This is a genomic window from Candidatus Dormiibacterota bacterium (genome assembly GCA_035532835.1).
GTDB lineage: Bacteria > Vulcanimicrobiota > Vulcanimicrobiia > Vulcanimicrobiales > Vulcanimicrobiaceae > DAHUXY01.
This window is the reverse complement of sequence record DATKQG010000075.1, coordinates 1-17,643: the sequence shown is the minus strand read 5'-3', so window position 1 is coordinate 17,643 and position 17,643 is coordinate 1. Positions and strand designations below refer to the sequence as shown.

Annotated in this window: 20 protein-coding genes; 12 read left to right on the top strand and 8 right to left on the bottom strand. The window is 62.5% G+C overall.

Going from position 1 to position 17,643, the window contains the following annotated elements; genetic code table 11:
• Positions 1–17: 17 nt before the first annotated feature.
• The 7 genes from soxC to VMW12_09375 all read left to right on the top strand — a co-directional run bounded on the left by soxC (position 18) and on the right by VMW12_09375 (position 6,651).
• Complete coding sequence (gene soxC / locus VMW12_09405) at positions 18–1,301, top strand: sulfite dehydrogenase (protein HUZ49934.1); 1,284 nt, start codon at positions 18–20, stop codon at positions 1,299–1,301.
• Entirely contained in the window at positions 1,285–2,301 is a 1,017-nt protein-coding gene (locus VMW12_09400; protein HUZ49933.1) for a c-type cytochrome, read from the top strand. The genes soxC and VMW12_09400 overlap by 17 nt, the downstream gene beginning before the upstream one ends.
• On the top strand, positions 2,298–3,044 hold the full coding sequence (locus tag VMW12_09395) for a cytochrome c biogenesis protein CcdA (protein ID HUZ49932.1): 747 nt from the start codon (positions 2,298–2,300) through the stop codon (positions 3,042–3,044). Before VMW12_09400 ends, VMW12_09395 begins: the two co-directional genes overlap by 4 nt.
• Before the next feature lie 12 nt (positions 3,045–3,056).
• On the top strand, positions 3,057–3,521 hold the full coding sequence (locus tag VMW12_09390) for a DsrE family protein (GenBank protein ID HUZ49931.1): 465 nt from the start codon (positions 3,057–3,059) through the stop codon (positions 3,519–3,521).
• Positions 3,508–3,894: a thioredoxin fold domain-containing protein gene (locus VMW12_09385; GenBank protein ID HUZ49930.1), complete on the top strand. Its 387-nt coding sequence runs from the start codon at positions 3,508–3,510 to the stop codon at positions 3,892–3,894. The genes VMW12_09390 and VMW12_09385 overlap by 14 nt, the downstream gene beginning before the upstream one ends.
• Positions 3,895–4,000: 106 nt before the next feature.
• Positions 4,001–5,245, top strand: coding sequence for an FAD/NAD(P)-binding oxidoreductase (locus tag VMW12_09380; GenBank protein ID HUZ49929.1), 1,245 nt, complete (start codon positions 4,001–4,003; stop codon positions 5,243–5,245).
• 8 nt (positions 5,246–5,253) lie between these two features.
• The gene (locus VMW12_09375) at positions 5,254–6,651 is read left to right on the top strand and encodes a rhodanese-like domain-containing protein (protein HUZ49928.1); all 1,398 of its coding nucleotides are present in this window, start codon (positions 5,254–5,256) and stop codon (positions 6,649–6,651) included.
• Positions 6,652–6,654: 3 nt separating this feature from the next.
• Here the strand turns inward: VMW12_09375 and VMW12_09370 are convergent, their stop codons facing one another.
• The 7 genes from VMW12_09370 to VMW12_09340 all read right to left on the bottom strand — a co-directional run bounded on the left by VMW12_09370 (position 6,655) and on the right by VMW12_09340 (position 11,514).
• Positions 6,655–6,969: a rhodanese-like domain-containing protein gene (locus VMW12_09370; GenBank protein ID HUZ49927.1), complete on the bottom strand. Its 315-nt coding sequence runs from the start codon at positions 6,967–6,969 to the stop codon at positions 6,655–6,657.
• 24 nt (positions 6,970–6,993) lie between these two features.
• Positions 6,994–7,761, bottom strand: coding sequence for a sulfite exporter TauE/SafE family protein (locus VMW12_09365; protein ID HUZ49926.1), 768 nt, complete (start codon positions 7,759–7,761; stop codon positions 6,994–6,996).
• Complete coding sequence (locus VMW12_09360) at positions 7,758–8,207, bottom strand: DUF6691 family protein (protein HUZ49925.1); 450 nt, start codon at positions 8,205–8,207, stop codon at positions 7,758–7,760. Before VMW12_09360 ends, VMW12_09365 begins: the two co-directional genes overlap by 4 nt.
• Complete coding sequence (locus tag VMW12_09355; GenBank protein HUZ49924.1) at positions 8,204–8,629, bottom strand: YeeE/YedE family protein; 426 nt, start codon at positions 8,627–8,629, stop codon at positions 8,204–8,206. Before VMW12_09355 ends, VMW12_09360 begins: the two co-directional genes overlap by 4 nt.
• Before the next feature lie 92 nt (positions 8,630–8,721).
• Positions 8,722–9,636, bottom strand: a complete 915-nt coding sequence (cbbX, locus tag VMW12_09350; protein ID HUZ49923.1) for a CbbX protein — start codon at positions 9,634–9,636, stop codon at positions 8,722–8,724.
• The gene (locus VMW12_09345) at positions 9,623–10,048 is read right to left on the bottom strand and encodes a ribulose bisphosphate carboxylase small subunit (protein ID HUZ49922.1); all 426 of its coding nucleotides are present in this window, start codon (positions 10,046–10,048) and stop codon (positions 9,623–9,625) included. Before VMW12_09345 ends, cbbX begins: the two co-directional genes overlap by 14 nt.
• 14 nt (positions 10,049–10,062) lie before the next feature.
• The gene (locus tag VMW12_09340) at positions 10,063–11,514 is read right to left on the bottom strand and encodes a form I ribulose bisphosphate carboxylase large subunit (GenBank protein HUZ49921.1); all 1,452 of its coding nucleotides are present in this window, start codon (positions 11,512–11,514) and stop codon (positions 10,063–10,065) included.
• Positions 11,515–11,611: 97 nt separating this feature from the next.
• Here VMW12_09340 and VMW12_09335 point away from each other — a divergent pair, with 97 nt between their 5' ends.
• The 5 genes from VMW12_09335 (at position 11,612) to VMW12_09315 (ending at position 16,486) form a co-directional block, all read left to right on the top strand.
• Positions 11,612–12,484: a LysR family transcriptional regulator gene (locus VMW12_09335; protein HUZ49920.1), complete on the top strand. Its 873-nt coding sequence runs from the start codon at positions 11,612–11,614 to the stop codon at positions 12,482–12,484.
• 22 nt (positions 12,485–12,506) lie between these two features.
• The gene (locus VMW12_09330; GenBank protein HUZ49919.1) at positions 12,507–13,604 is read left to right on the top strand and encodes a histidine kinase; all 1,098 of its coding nucleotides are present in this window, start codon (positions 12,507–12,509) and stop codon (positions 13,602–13,604) included.
• Entirely contained in the window at positions 13,604–14,326 is a 723-nt protein-coding gene (locus VMW12_09325) for a LytTR family DNA-binding domain-containing protein (protein HUZ49918.1), read from the top strand. The genes VMW12_09330 and VMW12_09325 overlap by 1 nt, the downstream gene beginning before the upstream one ends.
• Before the next feature lie 131 nt (positions 14,327–14,457).
• Positions 14,458–15,498 (top strand): class I fructose-bisphosphate aldolase, encoded by a 1,041-nt coding sequence (locus VMW12_09320; protein ID HUZ49917.1) that lies wholly within the window; start codon positions 14,458–14,460, stop codon positions 15,496–15,498.
• A gap of 49 nt (positions 15,499–15,547) precedes the next feature.
• Complete coding sequence (locus tag VMW12_09315) at positions 15,548–16,486, top strand: LysR family transcriptional regulator (GenBank protein HUZ49916.1); 939 nt, start codon at positions 15,548–15,550, stop codon at positions 16,484–16,486.
• Here VMW12_09315 and VMW12_09310 read toward each other — a convergent pair.
• Positions 16,473–17,345: a diacylglycerol kinase family protein gene (locus VMW12_09310; GenBank protein HUZ49915.1), complete on the bottom strand. Its 873-nt coding sequence runs from the start codon at positions 17,343–17,345 to the stop codon at positions 16,473–16,475. The two genes, VMW12_09315 and VMW12_09310, sit on opposite strands and share 14 nt — an antisense overlap.
• Positions 17,346–17,643: the final 298 nt, after the last annotated feature.

The following is a 17,643-nucleotide window of genomic DNA, read 5'->3' as shown; positions in this document are numbered from 1 at the left end:
GCCTTCGGAGCAGCACCTTGAACCACGACGAACAGAACAACCCGCCTAAAAAGATAGGCCGCCTGGGATTTCTCACCAAGGGCGCCACGACGATCGCCGGAGCGGCGCTCGCAAGTGCGGTGCCCGCGGCGGCGGCCGGCGATACCAACCCCTTTGCGCCCCGTTCGCCGGGAATGGACGAACTCGGCGAGACGGTCATCGCGCACCCGTATGGGATGCCGATCAAGTACGAAGCGAGCGTCATCCGCAGAAACGTTCCATTTCTTACCGCGACCGAAGAGTCGTCGGTCAGTTTTACGCCGTTACAGGACCTCGACGGCATCATTACGCCGAACGGGCTGTGCTTCGTGCGAGACCACGGCGGCACGCCGATCATCGACCCGGCGGAGCATCGCTTGATGATCGACGGGTTGGTCGATCGTCCGTTGGTCTTTACGATGGAAGAATTGAAAAGGTATCCATCCGAGAGCCACATCCACTTCACGGAGTGCCCGGCTAACGGCGGCATGGAGTGGCGCGGAGCGCAGTTGCAAAGCCTGCAGTTCACCCACGGTATGGTGCACTGTTGCGAGTGGACCGGCGTCAAGCTCTCGGTTCTCATGAAAGAAGCGGGCGTAAAGCCGCAGGCTAAATGGATGCTCGCCGAAGGTGCCGATGCGGCAGCGATGACGCGCAGCATTCCGGTCTGGAAAGCGCTCGACGACGTGATGGTGGTGTGGTCGCAAAACGGCGAGCGCCTCCGCGCCTCCAACGGCTATCCGGTGCGACTGATCGTTCCGGGCTGGCAGGGCAACGTCAACGTGAAGTGGCTCCGCCGATTGAAGTTCGGCGAGGAACCATGGATGACGCGCGAAGAGACTTCGAAGTATACGGACCTCCTTGCCGACGGCAAGGCGCGCCAATTCGCCTGGATCATCGAAACGAAGTCCGTCATCACCAGCCCGTGCCCGGAAAACCCCATGAAGGGCAAGGGCTTCACCGAAGTGACCGGCCTTGCGTGGTCGGGACGCGGCAAGATCAAACGCGTTGACGTATCGACTGACGGCGGCATCAACTGGCATCCGGCCAAACTCCAAGAACCCATCCTATCCAAGTGCCTGACGCGCTTCCGCTTCCCTTGGGAATGGCACGGCACCGACGCGCTCCTGCAGAGCCGAGCGGTCGACGAGACCGGCTACGTGCAGCCCACCCTCACGCAGCTGCGCGCGGTCCGCGGAACGAACGCGATCTACAACGATAACGCCATTCAAACGTGGCACGTCAACCCCGATGGAAAGGTCGACAATGTTCAAGTTTCCTAAGGCCACCATCCCGCTGCTTTTGGTAGTGGCGCTTGCGGGCGCGTTCGTTATCGCCGACGCACAGTCATATCCATCGCACTACGGCTTCGGAACGCCCGCGACGGTCGCGCAGCAAAAAGCTTGGAATGACGACGTCAATGGATTGACCGGCGCCGGGCTTCCACCCGGGCACGGCTCCGTTGCCGACGGACAGAATCTGTATGAAGCCAAATGCGCCGTCTGTCACGGCGACTTCGGCGAAGGCGAGAATCGCTACCCCGTTTTGGCGGGTGGTAACGGCACCCTCACCTCGGCGCGCCCGGTAAAGACGGTCGGAAGTTACTGGCCGTATGCGCCGACGCTATACGATTACATTCGTCGCGCGATGCCCTTCAACGCCCCGGGTTCGCTCACGAACGATCAAGTCTATGCGATCTCGGCGTATGTCTTGAACCTGAACAATCTCGTGCCGGCCAACGCGGTGCTCGACGCAAAAACGCTCGCGGCCATCAAAATGCCGAATCGCAACGGCTTCATCAACGAGCACCTCAAACCGGACGTGCACGCGGTTGCCTGCATGACGAATTGCAAAAAGAGCGTGACGATTACGAGCAATCTCGCCCGAACGCTCGGCATCACGCCCAACGAAACCGGCAGCACTCCCGACGAGCGCATCATTACCGGCAGCGGTCCGAGCGCGGACGCGGGCTCTTCGGCAGCGCCGGCGGGCGGCTCGGCAAAACACGTGGCCTCGGCACCGGTCGCGTTCTCGCAGATCGAACCGATCGTCGCGCAGCGCTGCGCGGTCTGCCACGCGGCACATCCCACCGAAGCCGGTTTCTCGTCGGCTCCGATGGGCATCATGCTCGACACGCCGGCGCGCATCGCGGCACTAGCCTCGAGGATCAAACAGCAAGCGGTCACGAGCCATACGATGCCGATCGGGAACATGACCGGCATGACCGACAATGAGCGTGCGCTTCTGGGCAAGTGGATCGATCAAGGAGCCAAGATTCATTGAGCCCGTTGACCCTGCAGGTAGGGTTCTCGGCGGCTTTTCTCGCCGGGATCGTCAGCTTCGCATCCCCATGTATTCTGCCGATCGTGCCGGCCTATCTCTCGTTCCTGGCCGGTGTATCGTTCGACGAGCTTGCAACCACCGACCAGAATACGGCGTCGCGCCGCCGTATTCTGGCCGCGGCTGCGGCCTTCTGCGCGGGGTTCGTCACGGTTTTCGTGCTGCTGGGCGCTTCCGCCAGCGTTGTGGGGCGCTTGGTGGCGGACGAAGCCGGTATCATCGCAAAGGTCTCAGGCATCCTGATCGTGATACTCGGCCTGCACTATTTGGGCTTGTTTCGGCTGCCGTGGCTCGATCGTGACGTACGCTTCCATCCGCTGATGAAAAAGAGCGGCCCGATCGGCGCCTACGTCATCGGACTGGCGTTTGCTTTCGGATGGACCCCGTGCGTGGGCCCGATCCTGGCAACGATCCTCGTCATCGCCGGAAACAGCCACGATCTCGGGCACGGCATCGCCCTGCTCACCGCATATGGGCTCGGCATCGCCATCCCGTTTTTGGCCGCCGCCCTTGCCTTTGGAACTTTTTCTAAGCTTTTCATCGTCATTAAACAGCATATGCGCGCCATCGAAATCACATCGGGTGTTCTGCTCGTAGCTACCGGCACGCTGATCGCCATCGGGTCGATCGCGAACGTCAGCGGCTGGTTGCTCAACACCTTCCCCTTCCTAGCGAACGGTGGTTGAAAGGAGCCTCGCATGCGTAGATTTGTCGTAACGATCGTAGCGGCGCTCGCGGTCGCGCTTTCGCTGGGCGCCTGCCCCGCGCTCGCGCAGACCACAGGTAGCGATGCCGGCTACGTCCCGCCCTCATTCGATCATCCTCGCAAAGTCGTCCTGAGCCTCTCCGAAAACGAGCCCGCCCGCGTGAACGAAGTAATCGGCAACGTCGGCAACGTGCAGCGTTACTACGGCGCGGACGACGTTAAAATCGCCTTGGTCGTGTACGGGCCCGGCATCCATTCCGTGCTCAAAGGCTCCCCGGTTGCCGAACGCATCGAGGGGCTCGTCGCGATCGGCGTCGAGGTTCTCGCGTGCAAGAACACCCTCGACACGATCCACAAAACTGCGGCCGATCTTCTCCCCGGCGTCACCCTGGTGCCAAGCGGGATTCCGGCGATTATCGAGCGCGAAGCGCAAGGCTGGTACTATGTCCGTCCGTAGACTCTGGCTGGGCCTGGCTCTGGCGTTCGTTGCGCTGACGCTCGGGTCGTACGCCACCGCCCGCGCGGACCAGTTGGTGATGTTCGAACAGGTCGGGTGCCCGTACTGCGCGGCTTGGAACCGGGATATCGGGCCTTCGTATAACTCGACCGACGAAGGAAAGCACGCACCCCTGCGGCGCGTGGATTTGCACGCACCGCGCCCGGCCGATCTTCAGAGTATCAAAGGCGTGATCTACACGCCCACGTTCGTCCTCATGCACTGCGGTAACGAAGTAGCTCGCATTACCGGTTACAGCGGCGCCGAACTGTTCTGGGAGCTGCTCGACGTGGACATGCAGAAGCTGCGGGCCGAGCCGCCCTGTAAGGGCTAAAATACCGCCCATCACAAAGCCTGATGCCCGCTCGCCAGAACTCCTATGCATCGGGTAGAACCATTGCGACTGTTCCTGCATCTTGCGGACAGAGGAGAGTATAGAGATGACGACCACGACGACGGCAGAGCGCCCGCTCGCGACACCGGCTAACACGCACTTTCCCATCCTGATCCTGGGCGGAGGCACCGCGGGAATCTGCGTTGCCGCTCAGCTCCGAAACCGCGGTACGCAGGGCATCGCCATCGTCGAACCCTCGCAAGAGCATTACTATCAGCCGCTTTGGACCCTCGTGGGCGGCGGCGTCCTATCGGCTTCCGAGACCGTCCGCAAAGAGGCCGATTTTATCCCCTCCGGTGTGACGTGGATCCAGAACCGTGCCACCTCCATCGACCCGAATGAAAACGCGGTGACCCTCGGCGACGGCACCCGCTTGACGTACGACTACCTCGTGGTCGCGTGCGGCCTGCAACTCGATTGGAACCGGGTTACCGGCCTCTGCGAAACCCTCGGCAGCAACGGCGTCTCCAGCAACTACGATATCGAACTCGCCCCTAAAACGTGGGAGTACATCAAAAACTTCAAGGGTGGCCGAGCCCTCTTCACGTTCCCGGCCGGGCCGATCAAATGCGCGGGCGCACCGCAGAAAATCATGTATCTCGCGGCAGACTATTTCAGGAAGCACGGCATTCAAGCGGAGATCTTCTACGCGACGGCGGGCCCCGCGATCTTCGGCGTGAAGCATTACCAAGCGCCGCTCAACAAGGTTGTCGCGCGTTACGGTATCCACACGATGTTCAACCACAATTTAGTCGCCGTCGATGGAGCGAAACACGAGGCGACCTTCGAAATCGTCAACGATCCGGACAAAACTCGCGTCACGGTACCGTTCGATTTCATTCACGTGACGCCACCGCAGAGCGCGCCGGATTTCATCAAAACGAACGACCTGCTGGCCCAGCCGGACGGCCCAACCAAAGGGTATCTGCGCGTCGATCAACATACGATGCAGAATCCGGATTTCCCAAATATTTTTGCGCTCGGCGACGCCGGGAGTACGACCAACTCCAAAACCGGCGCTGCGGTTCGCAGGCAGGCGCCCGTCGTGGTTGAGAATCTGCTCGCCCAGATGCACCATCATCCCCTCAAGGCGCGCTACAATGGCTATGCGTCGTGCCCCCTCATTACCGGATACGGCAAGCTGATTTTGGCCGAATTCGATTACGATGGAAATCCGACGCCGTCGATCCCGATGATCGACACCACAAAGGAACGCTGGAGCATGTATATGCTCAAACTCCACGCCCTGCCATGGATGTACTGGAACCTCATGATGAAGGGCAAAGCCTAGGAGCTCCCATGTATTTCAAACAGTTTTATCTCGGCTGCCTCTCGCACGCATCGTATCTCATCGGATCCGGTGGGCACGGGGTGGTGATCGATCCGCAGCGCGACGTCGATCAGTACGTCGACGAAGCCAAGGCGCAAGGATTGACGATCGATTACGTGATCGAAACGCATCTCCACGCCGACTTCGTGAGCGGGCACAAGGAGCTCGCCGAGCGCACCGGCGCGAAAATCGTCATGAGCCACCGCGCCGGGGCGCGCTTCGAACACGTCGCCGTCAGCGACGGCGACACGTTGGACGCAGGTTCCCTGCGCATGCATTTTCTCGAGACGCCGGGGCATACGCCGGAGGCGATCTCCATTTTGATGGAAGACCGATCCGACGCGTCGGCTCCTAAGAGACTCTTCACGGGCGATACGCTCTTCATCGGCGATGTCGGTCGCCCGGATCTGTCGGGATCCAGGGGCTTTACGGCCGAACAGATGGCCGGGCTCCTCTACGACTCGTTACACCAGAAGCTGCTAACGCTCGACGACTCGGTCGAAGTCTATCCGGCGCACGGCGCGGGTTCGCTGTGCGGGCGCAATATGTCGCAGGAAACGTGGTCGACAATCGGTGCGCAACGTATGGAGAACTATGCGCTCAAGCCGATGAGCAAGGACGACTTCATCGGAATGATGACCACCGGCCTGCCCGAAGCACCGACATACTTTTCGAAGGACGTTGCGCTCAACCGCGAGGGCGCGCCGGCGCTCGGCGCGCTGCCCGCGCTCCGTAAACTTTCGCCGGAAGAGGTGATGGCGCAATGGAACCGCGGAGCGTTGCTGCTCGACGTTCGCCCCTCCGAAATCTATGGACCCATGCATATCCCGGGATCGCTCAACATCGGCTTGGACGGCCAGTTCGCATCGTGGGCCGGGACCATGATCGAATTCGATCGACCGCTGATCCTCGTTGCCGAGAGCGACGAATCGATGGAGCAAGCCCTGACGCGGCTCGCCCGGGTAGGATTTACCTCGGTCGTGGGCGGCCTCGACGGCGGATTCCACGCATGGAAAGATGCGGGGTTACCTACCGCCGGCACCCTTCAACTACCGATCGACGACTTCTACAAGCTCGTGGCGACTTCGAAGGAACCGCTGCATCTACTCGACGTGCGCCGCCCCGCGGAATTCGCGACGGGTACGGTTGCAGGCGCAGAATCCGTGCCTTTAGCGGAGATCATGCGGCACATTCCGCACCTCGATCGCGATGCGACGACGTATGTGATATGCGGGAGCGGCTACCGTTCGAGCATTGCGACGTCGATTCTTGAATCGGCGGGATTCGCCAACCTCATCAACGTTGACGGCGGCATGAACGCGTACAATGCAGCCGGCTATCCGACGGTCGTGCCTGCGGGGGTTTAATCCCTACGATTCGATCGGCAGACCTGATTGGGCCCAGCGCAGTATTCCGCCGGCCATATTGATGACGGCGTGCCCCTTGCCTCGAGCTTTCTCGATCACCGTGCACGCCTTCTCACTACGGCGCCCCGAACGACACATGCAGATAATGTCGCGGTCCGCCGGGATCTCGCTTAAACGGGCCTGCAACTGCCCTAGCGGAATCCATACGGCTCCGCCGACATGCCCTTCTTCCCATTCGTCGCGTTCTCGGACATCGAGCAAGAACGCGCCGTTTTTTATGCGTGCGGGAACGTCGCGTGGTTCGATTTCAGGCGTCATAATGCGTGGAGATCCTTTCGGTCGCTATTTAACATTGATCGGAATGATATGCAGCGCGCTCAGGCCCGTGAACGCACCGACGGCCATAACGAATACTGCGAAGATCGTTTTTAACAAGCGGTGATCCAGACTCTTCGCGAGCTTAGCTCCCAAGGCATTCCCGGCGAAGCCGCCCGCGAATAACAGGAGTGCGACAAACCAAGCGATCGGCGCGTGCCCGAAACGCGACCCGAGGGCGACGACCGTATTCACGAAGATTACGAAGAGCGAGGTCGCGATCGCGTTACGCATCGAGAAGCCCAGTGCGAATACCAGCGCGGGTACGATGAGAAATCCACCGCCGACGCCGAGGAACCCCGTGAGGAATCCGAGCACCGCGCCGACGACCGCCACCATCAGCCAATGCGGTTTCGCACCCTCGACGTGGTCCGGAAGGCGTATGAACAGCATCGCGAACGCCGATACGAACATGAAACCGGCGAAGAGCAAGAGCAAGAGCTCGCCCGAGACGTGGCCTGCAAGAATCGAACCCGGAATATTTCCGATAACGCCCAGCAGCCCGACGATCAACCCGCTCCCGAACCGCACGTTGGTACGCTGCGCGAGAAAGCCTTGGGCGGCGATCCCGCCCACGACGACGAGCGACGTGCCGATCGCTTCATGTACCGACTCGCCGATTAAGTACACCAGTACGGGAAGCGTGATGATCGATCCGCCGCCGCCGGTGAGGCCGAGCGCGAATCCGATCGCGGCCCCATAGATGAGGTCTAGGAGCACGTTTGATAGGTTCACCCGAGATCGCTCGCGCGCTCGATAGCTCCACGTGCCGACCGCCGGACATACACCCGGTAGATCAACGACCCAACGAGGAACGTCGCGACGAAGACGATGGCGTCAGGTGCCAGTCGCGTCAAGGCGACGATGCCGGGCCCCGGGCAGTAGCCCGTCATGCCCCAGCCGACGCCGAACAGCGCCGCGCCGCCGAGGAGCGGGACGTCGATGCGCTCGGGCGCAATGCGTTCGAAGGATGCGTCGTACAGCGGCTTTGCACGGCGCCGAACTAACGGGAAAGCAATCGCCGTGACCGCGACGGCTCCTCCGAGTACGAACAGCAGGCTCGCATCCCAGCGGCCCGCCACGTTGAGAAATCCAAGGACCTTCGACGGCAGATCCATTCCGGAGATGGACAGGCCCAGGCCGAAGAGCAGGCCGCACAAGACTGCGCTCAAGCGTTTCATGGAAGCGGCACCCCCCCAAGATGGTGAATGACGAAGACGGTCGCGATTCCGGTAACCAGGAAGGTCGCGACCGCGGCCAGCGAGCTGGCGGATTTGCGGCCCAAGCCGCAGACGCCGTGGCCGCTGGTGCAGCCATGACTGATGCAGGTCCCAAGACCGACCAGCACGCCCCCGACCGCCACTAGCGGCAGCGGCGCCCCGAGCGCGTCGGGTTTACCGGCAAAAAGGGCCCAGAGAACGCCGCCGGCCAGCAAGCCGATAATGAACAGCAGGTCCATTCCGCGGTCGTCTTCACCAAAAACGGCACCGCGCAGGATGCCGCTGATGCCGGCATACCGCCCTGAAAACAGCAAATAGAGCGTGGCTGCCAGACCGATGAAAACGCCGCCTATGACGGCGGAGATCGGCGTAAAATCGTGCATAAACCCTCCCCTTGAAGGTTGGGACTACGGCACCTCTGCGCGTGAATCATGTATGCGCCCATCAGGCCTGGCCATAGGCGGTATCACCGTTATTAGGGCAATACCCCAGGGGGCGGCACGGGCGATACGCCGGCGGCAAACACGCGGCTTCCGCGAACGTCGCTAGAAGCCAGCTCGCTCAATGCCGCTACCTCGATGCTCCCGGCGGCCACCAAGCGATTCGCCTGGCGTAACCGAGCGCGGTCGAGCGCGTTACGAACGCTGCGGGCATTTGCGAAATTCGGCTGCTGCATGCGCAATTCCAGGTATTGGGCAAACGCCGTGCGCGCGTCTTCGGAGAAATGGTACTGCTGGCCGGCCAACATCATATCGGCGATCGCGAGCAATTCTTGCGCCCCATAGTCGGGGAAATCGATGTGGTGCGCGATCCGGGAGCGCATTCCGGGATTGCTCGTGAAGAACGTCTCCATCCGGTCCGCGTATCCGGCCAGGATGACGACAAGATCGTCGCGTTCGTTCTCCATCACCTGGAGCAAAATCTCGATCGCTTCTTGCCCGTAGTCGCGCTCGTTTTCGGGCCGGTAGAGATAGTACGCCTCGTCGATAAAGAGCAGGCCGCCCTTGGCACGCTTGAGCAATTCTCGCGTCTTGGGCGCCGTATGCCCGATGAATTGCCCGACCAGATCGTCGCGCGTTACGGCGATGACCGTCGGGCGGCGAATGTAGCCGAGGTTGTGCAGGATCTCCGCCATCCGCATCGCTACCGTCGTCTTACCGGTCCCGGGCGAGCCGGTAAAGCTCATGTGCAGCGGCGGCGCTTCCGCACTGAGGCCGTGCTCGCGGCGGACGCGGTCCACCACGAGCAGCGAAGCGATTTCGCGAATGCGTCGCTTTACCGGCGCGAGCCCGACCAGTTCCCGATCCAGACGCGCGATGACCTCATCGACGTTCGCCAAGCGAAACATCTCGGTGAGGTCGATGCGTTCGGCCGGATCATTCGGGGCGATAGCGCGATCCTTTCGGACGATCGAGGGCGTACGAGCGCAGCGTGTAGCGTTGAATGCGATCGGTTGAGGTCGTGCGCTCTAATGCGAAGCCCGGTTCGTCGCTCGGACGATTCACGATAAAACTCAGCGCGAGCGTCTGGCGCCCGAGGCTCCGATCGAAGGCATTGATTTTAATGTACTCGTTTCCGAAGTCTTGCCGAGCTTTACCCAGTTCCGCCATGATCTTTTCGGAGTTGCGTTCGTCGAACATCGGCTGACCGTACATCTCCCAATACACGTTGCGGGGATGCGGGTCGTCGGTGTGCTCGATCGAGATCGGCCATTCGTTCGCGAGCGCGTAATCGATCTGCGCGCGAATCTCGTCGTCGGTGAGCGGTGGGAGATACGAAAACGTTCCCTGCGTGAGATGCATGCTGGAGCTCCGTTCTAATAACTTGGCGTCGCAAGGACGTCCGGCGTATCGGTGGAGGTGTATTCGAAGCTGATGTCTTTCCAGACTTGCAGCGCTCGCTCGAGCGGCTTGCAACGGCGCCCGGCGCGTTCGAGCACTTCTTGCCCCTCGGCGAGGACGTCGCGGCCTTCGTTGCGCGCTTTGATCATCGCTTCGACGGCGACGCGGTTCGCGGTGGCACCCGCGGCGATGCCGTCGGGGTGGCCGATGGTCCCGCCGCCGAATTGCAGCACCACGTCCTCGCCCAAGAGGTGCAGCAACTGGGGCATTTGCCCCGCATGGATGCCGCCGGATGCGACCGGCATCACGCCGGGCATGCTGAGCCAATCCTGGTCGAAGTAGATGCCGTGCAGCAAGTTGCGCTCGACGTGGTCCAGACGCAGCGAATCGTAATAGCCCGCCACGTTATGCGGATCGCCCTCGAGTTTGCCGACGACCGTGCCGGCGTGAATGTGATCGACACCCATCAGGCGCACCCATTTGCAGATCACGCGGAAATTGACGCCATGCGTCTTCTGCCGCGTATAGGTGGAGTGCCCGGCACGATGCAGATGCAGGATCACGCTGTTCTTGCGGGCCCATTTGGCCATCGACTGAATGGCGGTGTATCCGATCGTCAAATCGATCATCACGATCGGCGAACCGATCTCTTTGGCGAAATCGGCACGCTCGTACATGCTCTCCATATCGCCCGCGGTGACGTTCATGTAGTGGCCCTTGATCTCACCGGTCTCGGCTTGCGCGCGTTCGACGGCTTCCTGGCAATACAAGAAGCGGTCGCGCCACCGCATGAAGGGTTGCGAATTGATGTTCTCGTCGTCTTTGACGAAATCGAGGCCGCCGCGCAACGCCTCGTACACCACGCGACCGTAATTGCGCGCCGAAAGCCCGAGCTTCGGTTTCGTCGTCGCGCCCAATAATGGGCGACCGTATTTGTTGAGAATCTCGCGCTCCGTAACGATGCCGTGCGCCGGACCTTGAAAGGTTTTGATATACACGTCGGGGATGCGCATGTCTTCCAGGCGCAACGATTTGAGCGCCTTGAATCCAAACACGTTGCCGATGATCGACGAGGTAAGATTCGCGATCGAGTTCTCTTCGAACAGATCGATATCGTAGGCGATATAGGCGATGTACTGGTCGGTACCCGGAACCGGATCGACGCGATAGCACTTTGCCTGGTAATGCTCGTACGTCGTGAGCCGGTCGGTCCAAACGACCGTCCAAGTCGCCGTTGAGGATTCACCGGCCACTGCCGCAGAGGCTTCGATCGGGTCGACGCCTTCCTGCGGTACCAGCCGGAACGCGCAGAGGACGTCGGTGGATTTGGGCTCGTAATCGGGCTCGTAGTAGCCCATCTTCGCGTACGGGATGACGCCGGAATCCCAGCGTTCGATCGAGCCGTTGGTCGTGGTCGCAGTGGCCATGGAAACCTCACTTCATCGGTGCTCCCGCTACTATGCGACCCCCACACTTCAGTATCAAGGGGCTTTTTCGCATGAACAGTTAAGTAAAACATTACCTATGAAGTCGCTACGCAACATGCAGATCTTCCTCGAGGTCGCGCAGCTGGGGTCGATCCGCGCCGCGGCGGCCCGGCTCGACCTCTCGGCCCCCGCCGTCTCGATGGCCGTGGCAGAGCTCCAACGCGAGTTCGGCTGCACCCTGATCGAACGCGCGGGCCGCGGCGTCCGCCTGACCGAGGACGGACGCGAACTCGAATCCCTGGGGCGCCGAGCGATGGCGCTGCTCGAACAGGCGAAGGATGCCGTGGGAAGCGACCGCCGCGCGATGCGCCTGCGCATTACCGCCGTGACGACCACCGCGGAATCGTTCGTACCGCCGCTCTTGGAGAGCTTCGTGCGCGCCCACCCCGAGTGCGACGTCGATTTGGACGTCGACAACCGCGAGCGATTGTTCGACCGCTTGGGGCACGGCGAGGTGGAGCTTGCGATTGCGGGGCGTCCGCCCGTATCGCCGGCCTGCCGCATCCTGGCCTCGCGGCACAACGATTTGGTGATCGTTGGCGCACCCCGCTCCGAGCACGCGGACATCGGCACCGCGACGTGGCTGCTGCGCGAGTCGGGATCGGGTACGCGCGCCGCGACGCGAGAACTCTTTGCGACGCTCGCGATCGCGCCGCCCGTGCGATCGGTCGGATCGAACGGGGCCGTTCGCGCGTGCGCGCGCGCGGCGCTCGGCATCTCGCTGATCTCGCACGATGCGGTTGCGAGCGATATCGAGGCCGGCCAGTTGGTGATCCTTCCGTCGCCCGCAACGCCGCTCGCGCGCAATATCCATCTGCTCGCTAGCGCGGAGCGCACGCTCTCGCGCGCCGCCTTGCGATTCGTCGCGCATGCCGTGGAGACGGGGGTGTTCGCAACGCCCGAGCGTTGACGGCATGTGATAGGCTACGCGCATGGCTAAGCTACCGCGCCCGTCGGCGGACGAGACGCTGCTCGAGTTGCTCGTGCAGGCGCTCCCGCTGTTACGGGCCGGGCTGAATACCGAATCTGCCCGCGCCACCGCAGAGCTCTTGCGCCGCTCGCTCGGGCTCGACGCGGCGGCGGTCGTCCTTCCCGAGCGTATCCTCGCATTCGCCGGCGCCGGATTCGAACATCATCGCGAAGGTATGCCCAACCTCACGCGCTTCACGCAAGATGCGTTGCGCACCGGGCGCATCGCAACCACCCGCCATCGCGACGACATCGGCTGCCCGTTTCCCGATTGTCCGCTTTCTTCGGCGATCATCGCACCGCTCGTCGCCGGAACCTCGATCGTCGGAGCGCTCAAACTCTACCACGCGTGGGGGACGCCGTTCGACGAGCGCGACGAGCGCATCGCGGCCGGTTTAGCCCGCGTGTTCGGCGTCTACCTGGAGATCGCCGAACTCGATGCGCGCGCACAATTGGTGCACGAAGCCGAATTAGGTGCGCTGCGCGCGCAGATCTCGCCGCACTTTTTGTTCAACACGCTCACCACCATCGCTGCGCTTACCCGTATCGATGCGCTGCGGGCTCACGATCTGCTGGTGGATTTCGCCGACTTTTTTCGCCACACGCTTGCGAATCACGGCGAGCTCGTGACGCTGCGCGAAGAGCTCGAGCAGACCGACCGCTATACGCGTTTCGAGCTCGCACGTTTCGGCGAACGCTTGCGCATCGTCCACGACATCGACGCATCCTTGCTCGAAGCGCGCGTCCCGGTGCTCTCCATCCAACCGCTGGTGGAGAATGCGATCGGGCACGGATTGGCACCGCGCGGCGGCGACGGAACGGTAACGATCCGGGCGCACCGCACCGAGGCGGGCGCAACCATCGCGGTCTCCGACGACGGCGTCGGGATTTCCCCGGAGCGCCTGGAGCACGTGCTGGACGTGGGCATCGGCGACGGGCTCGGGATCGGCCTCTCGAATGTGGACAGGCGGCTGCGCTTACTCTTCGGCGCGGACGCTGCGCTCGCGGTGGCGTCGTCACCCGGGCAAGGCGTCACCGCGCGTTTCCGGATTCCCGCCTGATGCTGCGCGCGCTCATTTGCGACGACGAGGCGCTCGTTCGCGCGGAACTGGCCTTCGTATTGCGCGACGTCGTTTCGCCGTGCGACATCGTTGAGGTCGAAACGGCTACCGCGGCCTTGAGCGCACTACGCGAACGGCCCTTCGACGTGCTCTTTTTAGATATTCATATGCCGGGGCTGAGCGGCATCGAAGCGCTGCGGCGGCTCGAATCCATCGCCGATGCCCCGCCGGTGATTATCGTGAGCGCCCACGAAGACTACGCGCTCGCCGCCTTCGAACATGCGGCCGTTGACTACTTGCTCAAACCCGTGAACGGGGCACGCTTGGCCAAGACATTGGAACGCATCAAGCGTACCGGCAGCCCGCAAGCGCCGTCACCGCCGGCGCCGCCGTCGCGGATCGCCGTCGAGCTCGGAGCTTCGACCAAGATGGTTTCGATCGACGACGTTCGCTTCGTCGAGGCCAGCGGACACCGAATCGCCATTCACCTGTACGACGAAACCGCTCGGTATCGCGGATCGCTTGCGTCCTGCGAACGCCTGCTCGAAGCGCACGGTTTCATGCGCGTTCATCGCGCCTACCTCGTCAACGTGCGGCACGTCGTGGAAGTGTGCCCTTCGTTCGCTGGAACTTCCAGCGTGAGGGTCGACGATCGCGCGCGCAGCACGGTCCCCGTCAGCCGCAACCACGTGCGCAAGTTGCGCTCGAGCTTGGGCGCCTAGCGCGCTCGGTAACACCGTTCGCGCTCGAAAACCGACCTTTCGTGCACGAGGGCTTGAGCGCGTGCGACATTTGACGCTATAGTGCGGCCAGCGTCATCGCTCACGCTCACCACGCTTCGAGAGGATCGCCGATGTCACACTCATCTGAACTCGCGGCCACCGCGCGCTCGCTCGTCTCCGCTGGGCGCGGCATACTTGCAATCGACGAGAGTAACAAGACGTGTAACGCGCGCTTTGCGGCATTGCATATCGCCGAGACCGAAGATGCACGCAGAGCGTATCGCGAACTGCTGCTGACCACGCCGGGGCTGGGCGCGTGGGTCAGCGGTGCGATTCTCTACGACGAAACGCTGAGGCAATCCACCGCCGACGACGTGCCGTTCGTACGGGTGATGAACGACGCGGGGATTCTTCCCGGAATCAAGGTTGATACCGGCACCGCGCCGCTTGCCGGATCGCCCGGCGAACTCATCACCGAGGGCCTCGACGGCCTGCCCAAACGCCTGGAAGAGTATCGCATCTTAGGCGCGCGATTCACCAAGTGGCGCGCGGTGATTGCGATTTCGGAGCAAACGCCGACGCCGCGCGCGCTGCGTGCCAACGCGCAATCGCTCGCCCGTTACGCAAAGGCCGCGCAAACGGCCGGCCTGGTGCCGATCGTCGAGCCGGAGGTCTTGGCCGACGGCACGCACGACATCGAGCGTTGCGCGACCGTGACCCGCGAAGCGCTCAAACACGTTTTCGAAGCGCTCGACGCCGAGGAGGTCGACCTGGCAGGGATCGTCCTCAAGCCCAACATGGTAACGCCCGGTCTGCGGTCCTCGCACCGCGCAAGCGTGGCGGAGGTAGCCAAAGCGACCCTTGAGGCCTTGCTCGCGAACGTGCCGGCAAACGTCGGGGGTGTCGCATTTCTTTCGGGTGGCCTAGATGACGTTCTCTCGACGCAGCACCTGCAGGCGATGAACGCCATTGCGCTGGAACGCCCGTGGCTCCTCACGTTCTCCTACGGGCGCGCCCTGCAGCAAGCGGCGTTGAACGCATGGCGCGGGAGCCCGCGTGAAGTGCCCCGAGCCCAAGCGATACTGGCGCATCGCGCGGCGTGCAATGCGGCCGCTGCCCTAGGGCAGTACGACCAAGCTATCGAGGATCGGCCGATTCTCGCAACGGCGTAAGCCGCGGTTGAGAAAAGGGGGAGGGCTGCCTTACGAGAAGCCTCGCTTCGTGAGCCGTTCGGATCAAGTCCTATCCTCGCTCGCGTCGTCTATCAACTGCGCCCTTCTGCAAACCTTCGTGCGCGTGGTAGAGACCGGCAACATTTCGGCGGCCGCGCGAAGCCTGTTTCTCGCGCAATCGGCCGTCTCGGCACAGTTGGCGACGCTTACCCGCGCGGTAGGCGTCACCTTGCTTGAACGCGTCCACGGGCGGTGGGAACCGACCGCCGCGGGACGAGCGGTCTACGACCGAGCGCTCGAACTGCTACGGCTGGTCGATACCCTCGAACGCGAGGTGCAAGACCGCATCGACGATGTGGCCGGGCACGTCGTGATCGGGTCGACGCGCACCATCACCGATACGGTGTTGCCGCGCATCGTCGCATCGTTTCGCGAGCAATTCCCAAAGATTCGCCTCGAAGTGCTGACGGGCAATCGCCGCGACGCCGAGATGTGGCTAGCGTCGGACAGAATCGATGCCGCGCTGGTGGCGTTGCCGTTCGGTAAGAAAGGCTTGGCCATCCATCGTTTCGGAATAGATCGGCTTCTGGCCATTCTGCCCGCAACGCACGAGTTTGCCGAGCGTGAAGACATCACGTTCGCGGAATTAGTCAGCGACCCGTTCGTGCTCTTCGAGGACGGCTCGGGAACGCGTTCGCTCATCGAAGAGCGCCTCGGCACCCGCTTTCCGGAACTGGATATCGCGCTCTCGCTCAACAGCAACGATGCGATCGTCGGTGCGGTCGAAGCCGGCCTGGGCGTAAGCTTCATGCCGGAAGTATCGGCGCGCCGGTGGGAGCGCATCGGCTCGATCCGCGCGCTGCCCGTGAGCGACCTTGAGTTGACGCGCGAACTCGCGATCGTCGTTCGCGAGGGCGTCGCCCATTCAAACGCGACCGAGAAATTCATCGATCATCTCGGCGCGGCCGCGCTCGTCAGCTCGCCGTAGCGGGCGCAAACACCCGCAATTTGCTCGCGAGGATGCGCACGTCGACCGGCGTCTTTGCGCAGATATCTCCGTCGATCGCAACATCCATCGGCACGGCAGTCTCGAGCATCACCGACACCGCGGTCCGCTCGAGAATGCGATCGTCCTGCGGTAGCCTTCGGAACAACGTCGATAGCGCGAGCGAGAGCACTTCGGATGCCGAGAGCGCTCGACACACCGTGAGGTGCAGTTTGCCGTCGTCGAGGTCTTCGTATGCGATTGGGAAACCGCCCACGTAGCGCCCGGCGCCAAGCAAGACGGCCTCGCAACGAGCCCGCAACGTGTCGCCGTCGATCGTGGCGTTCAAGGTAAAGACGTGACGCCGGCGGGCGATGCTCGGAGCGGCCGCGAGCGCCGCAAACATGCCGAACCGGCGCTTACGCTCGGCGGTTAACTCGCGCGCAGCCTGCGCGGGTAGGCCCAGCGCGATTACGTTGAGAAATGGCCTCCCGTTCGCGGCCCCCAGATCGATGGAGCGCAGCGCGCCTTGCGCGATCGCATCGCATGCCGCCTTCATCTCGGCAACACCGATGCTGCGCGCAAAATCATTCGCGGTACCGAGCGGTAGTATTCCGAGCGGCAACCCGCGTTCGATCAGCGCAGGGAGCGCAAGCGAAACCGTACCGTCCCCTCCGCCGATGACGATGCCCGCAACATCCCCCGCCTCGCGAATAGTTTTTAAGGTTTCCTCGGGACTGCCTGAGCGCACGATCGAAAGCTCGCAGCCCCGCTCGCGCAGGAGCTCGGCACCGTCGTCGCCCGCGGAACTCCCGCCGGAACGGGCATTAAGAATAAGCACGAACGACTTACGCGGCGTCATGAGGGGTCTGTACCCATTTCACGCCTATTTGAGCGCGCAGCCTCAGGTGAGGCGGCGAAGGCGCAGCGTCTCGTACGGCAACTTGCAATCACACGAACGCGGCGGACTCTGCAGCGTTCCCGGGTAGCGGACGCAGCATCCATTGCTGTCGTGAAGTGTTATCGAATGCCCGCACTCATCGCAATGCTCGGGATCACGCAACGCGCGCGCTTTTCGATGGGTGAACGACGTTCATCAGGGCCTCCAACACCGGCCGGGACGTTTCGTCTGTGTGCTCCATCATGGTACGCAGTACCGA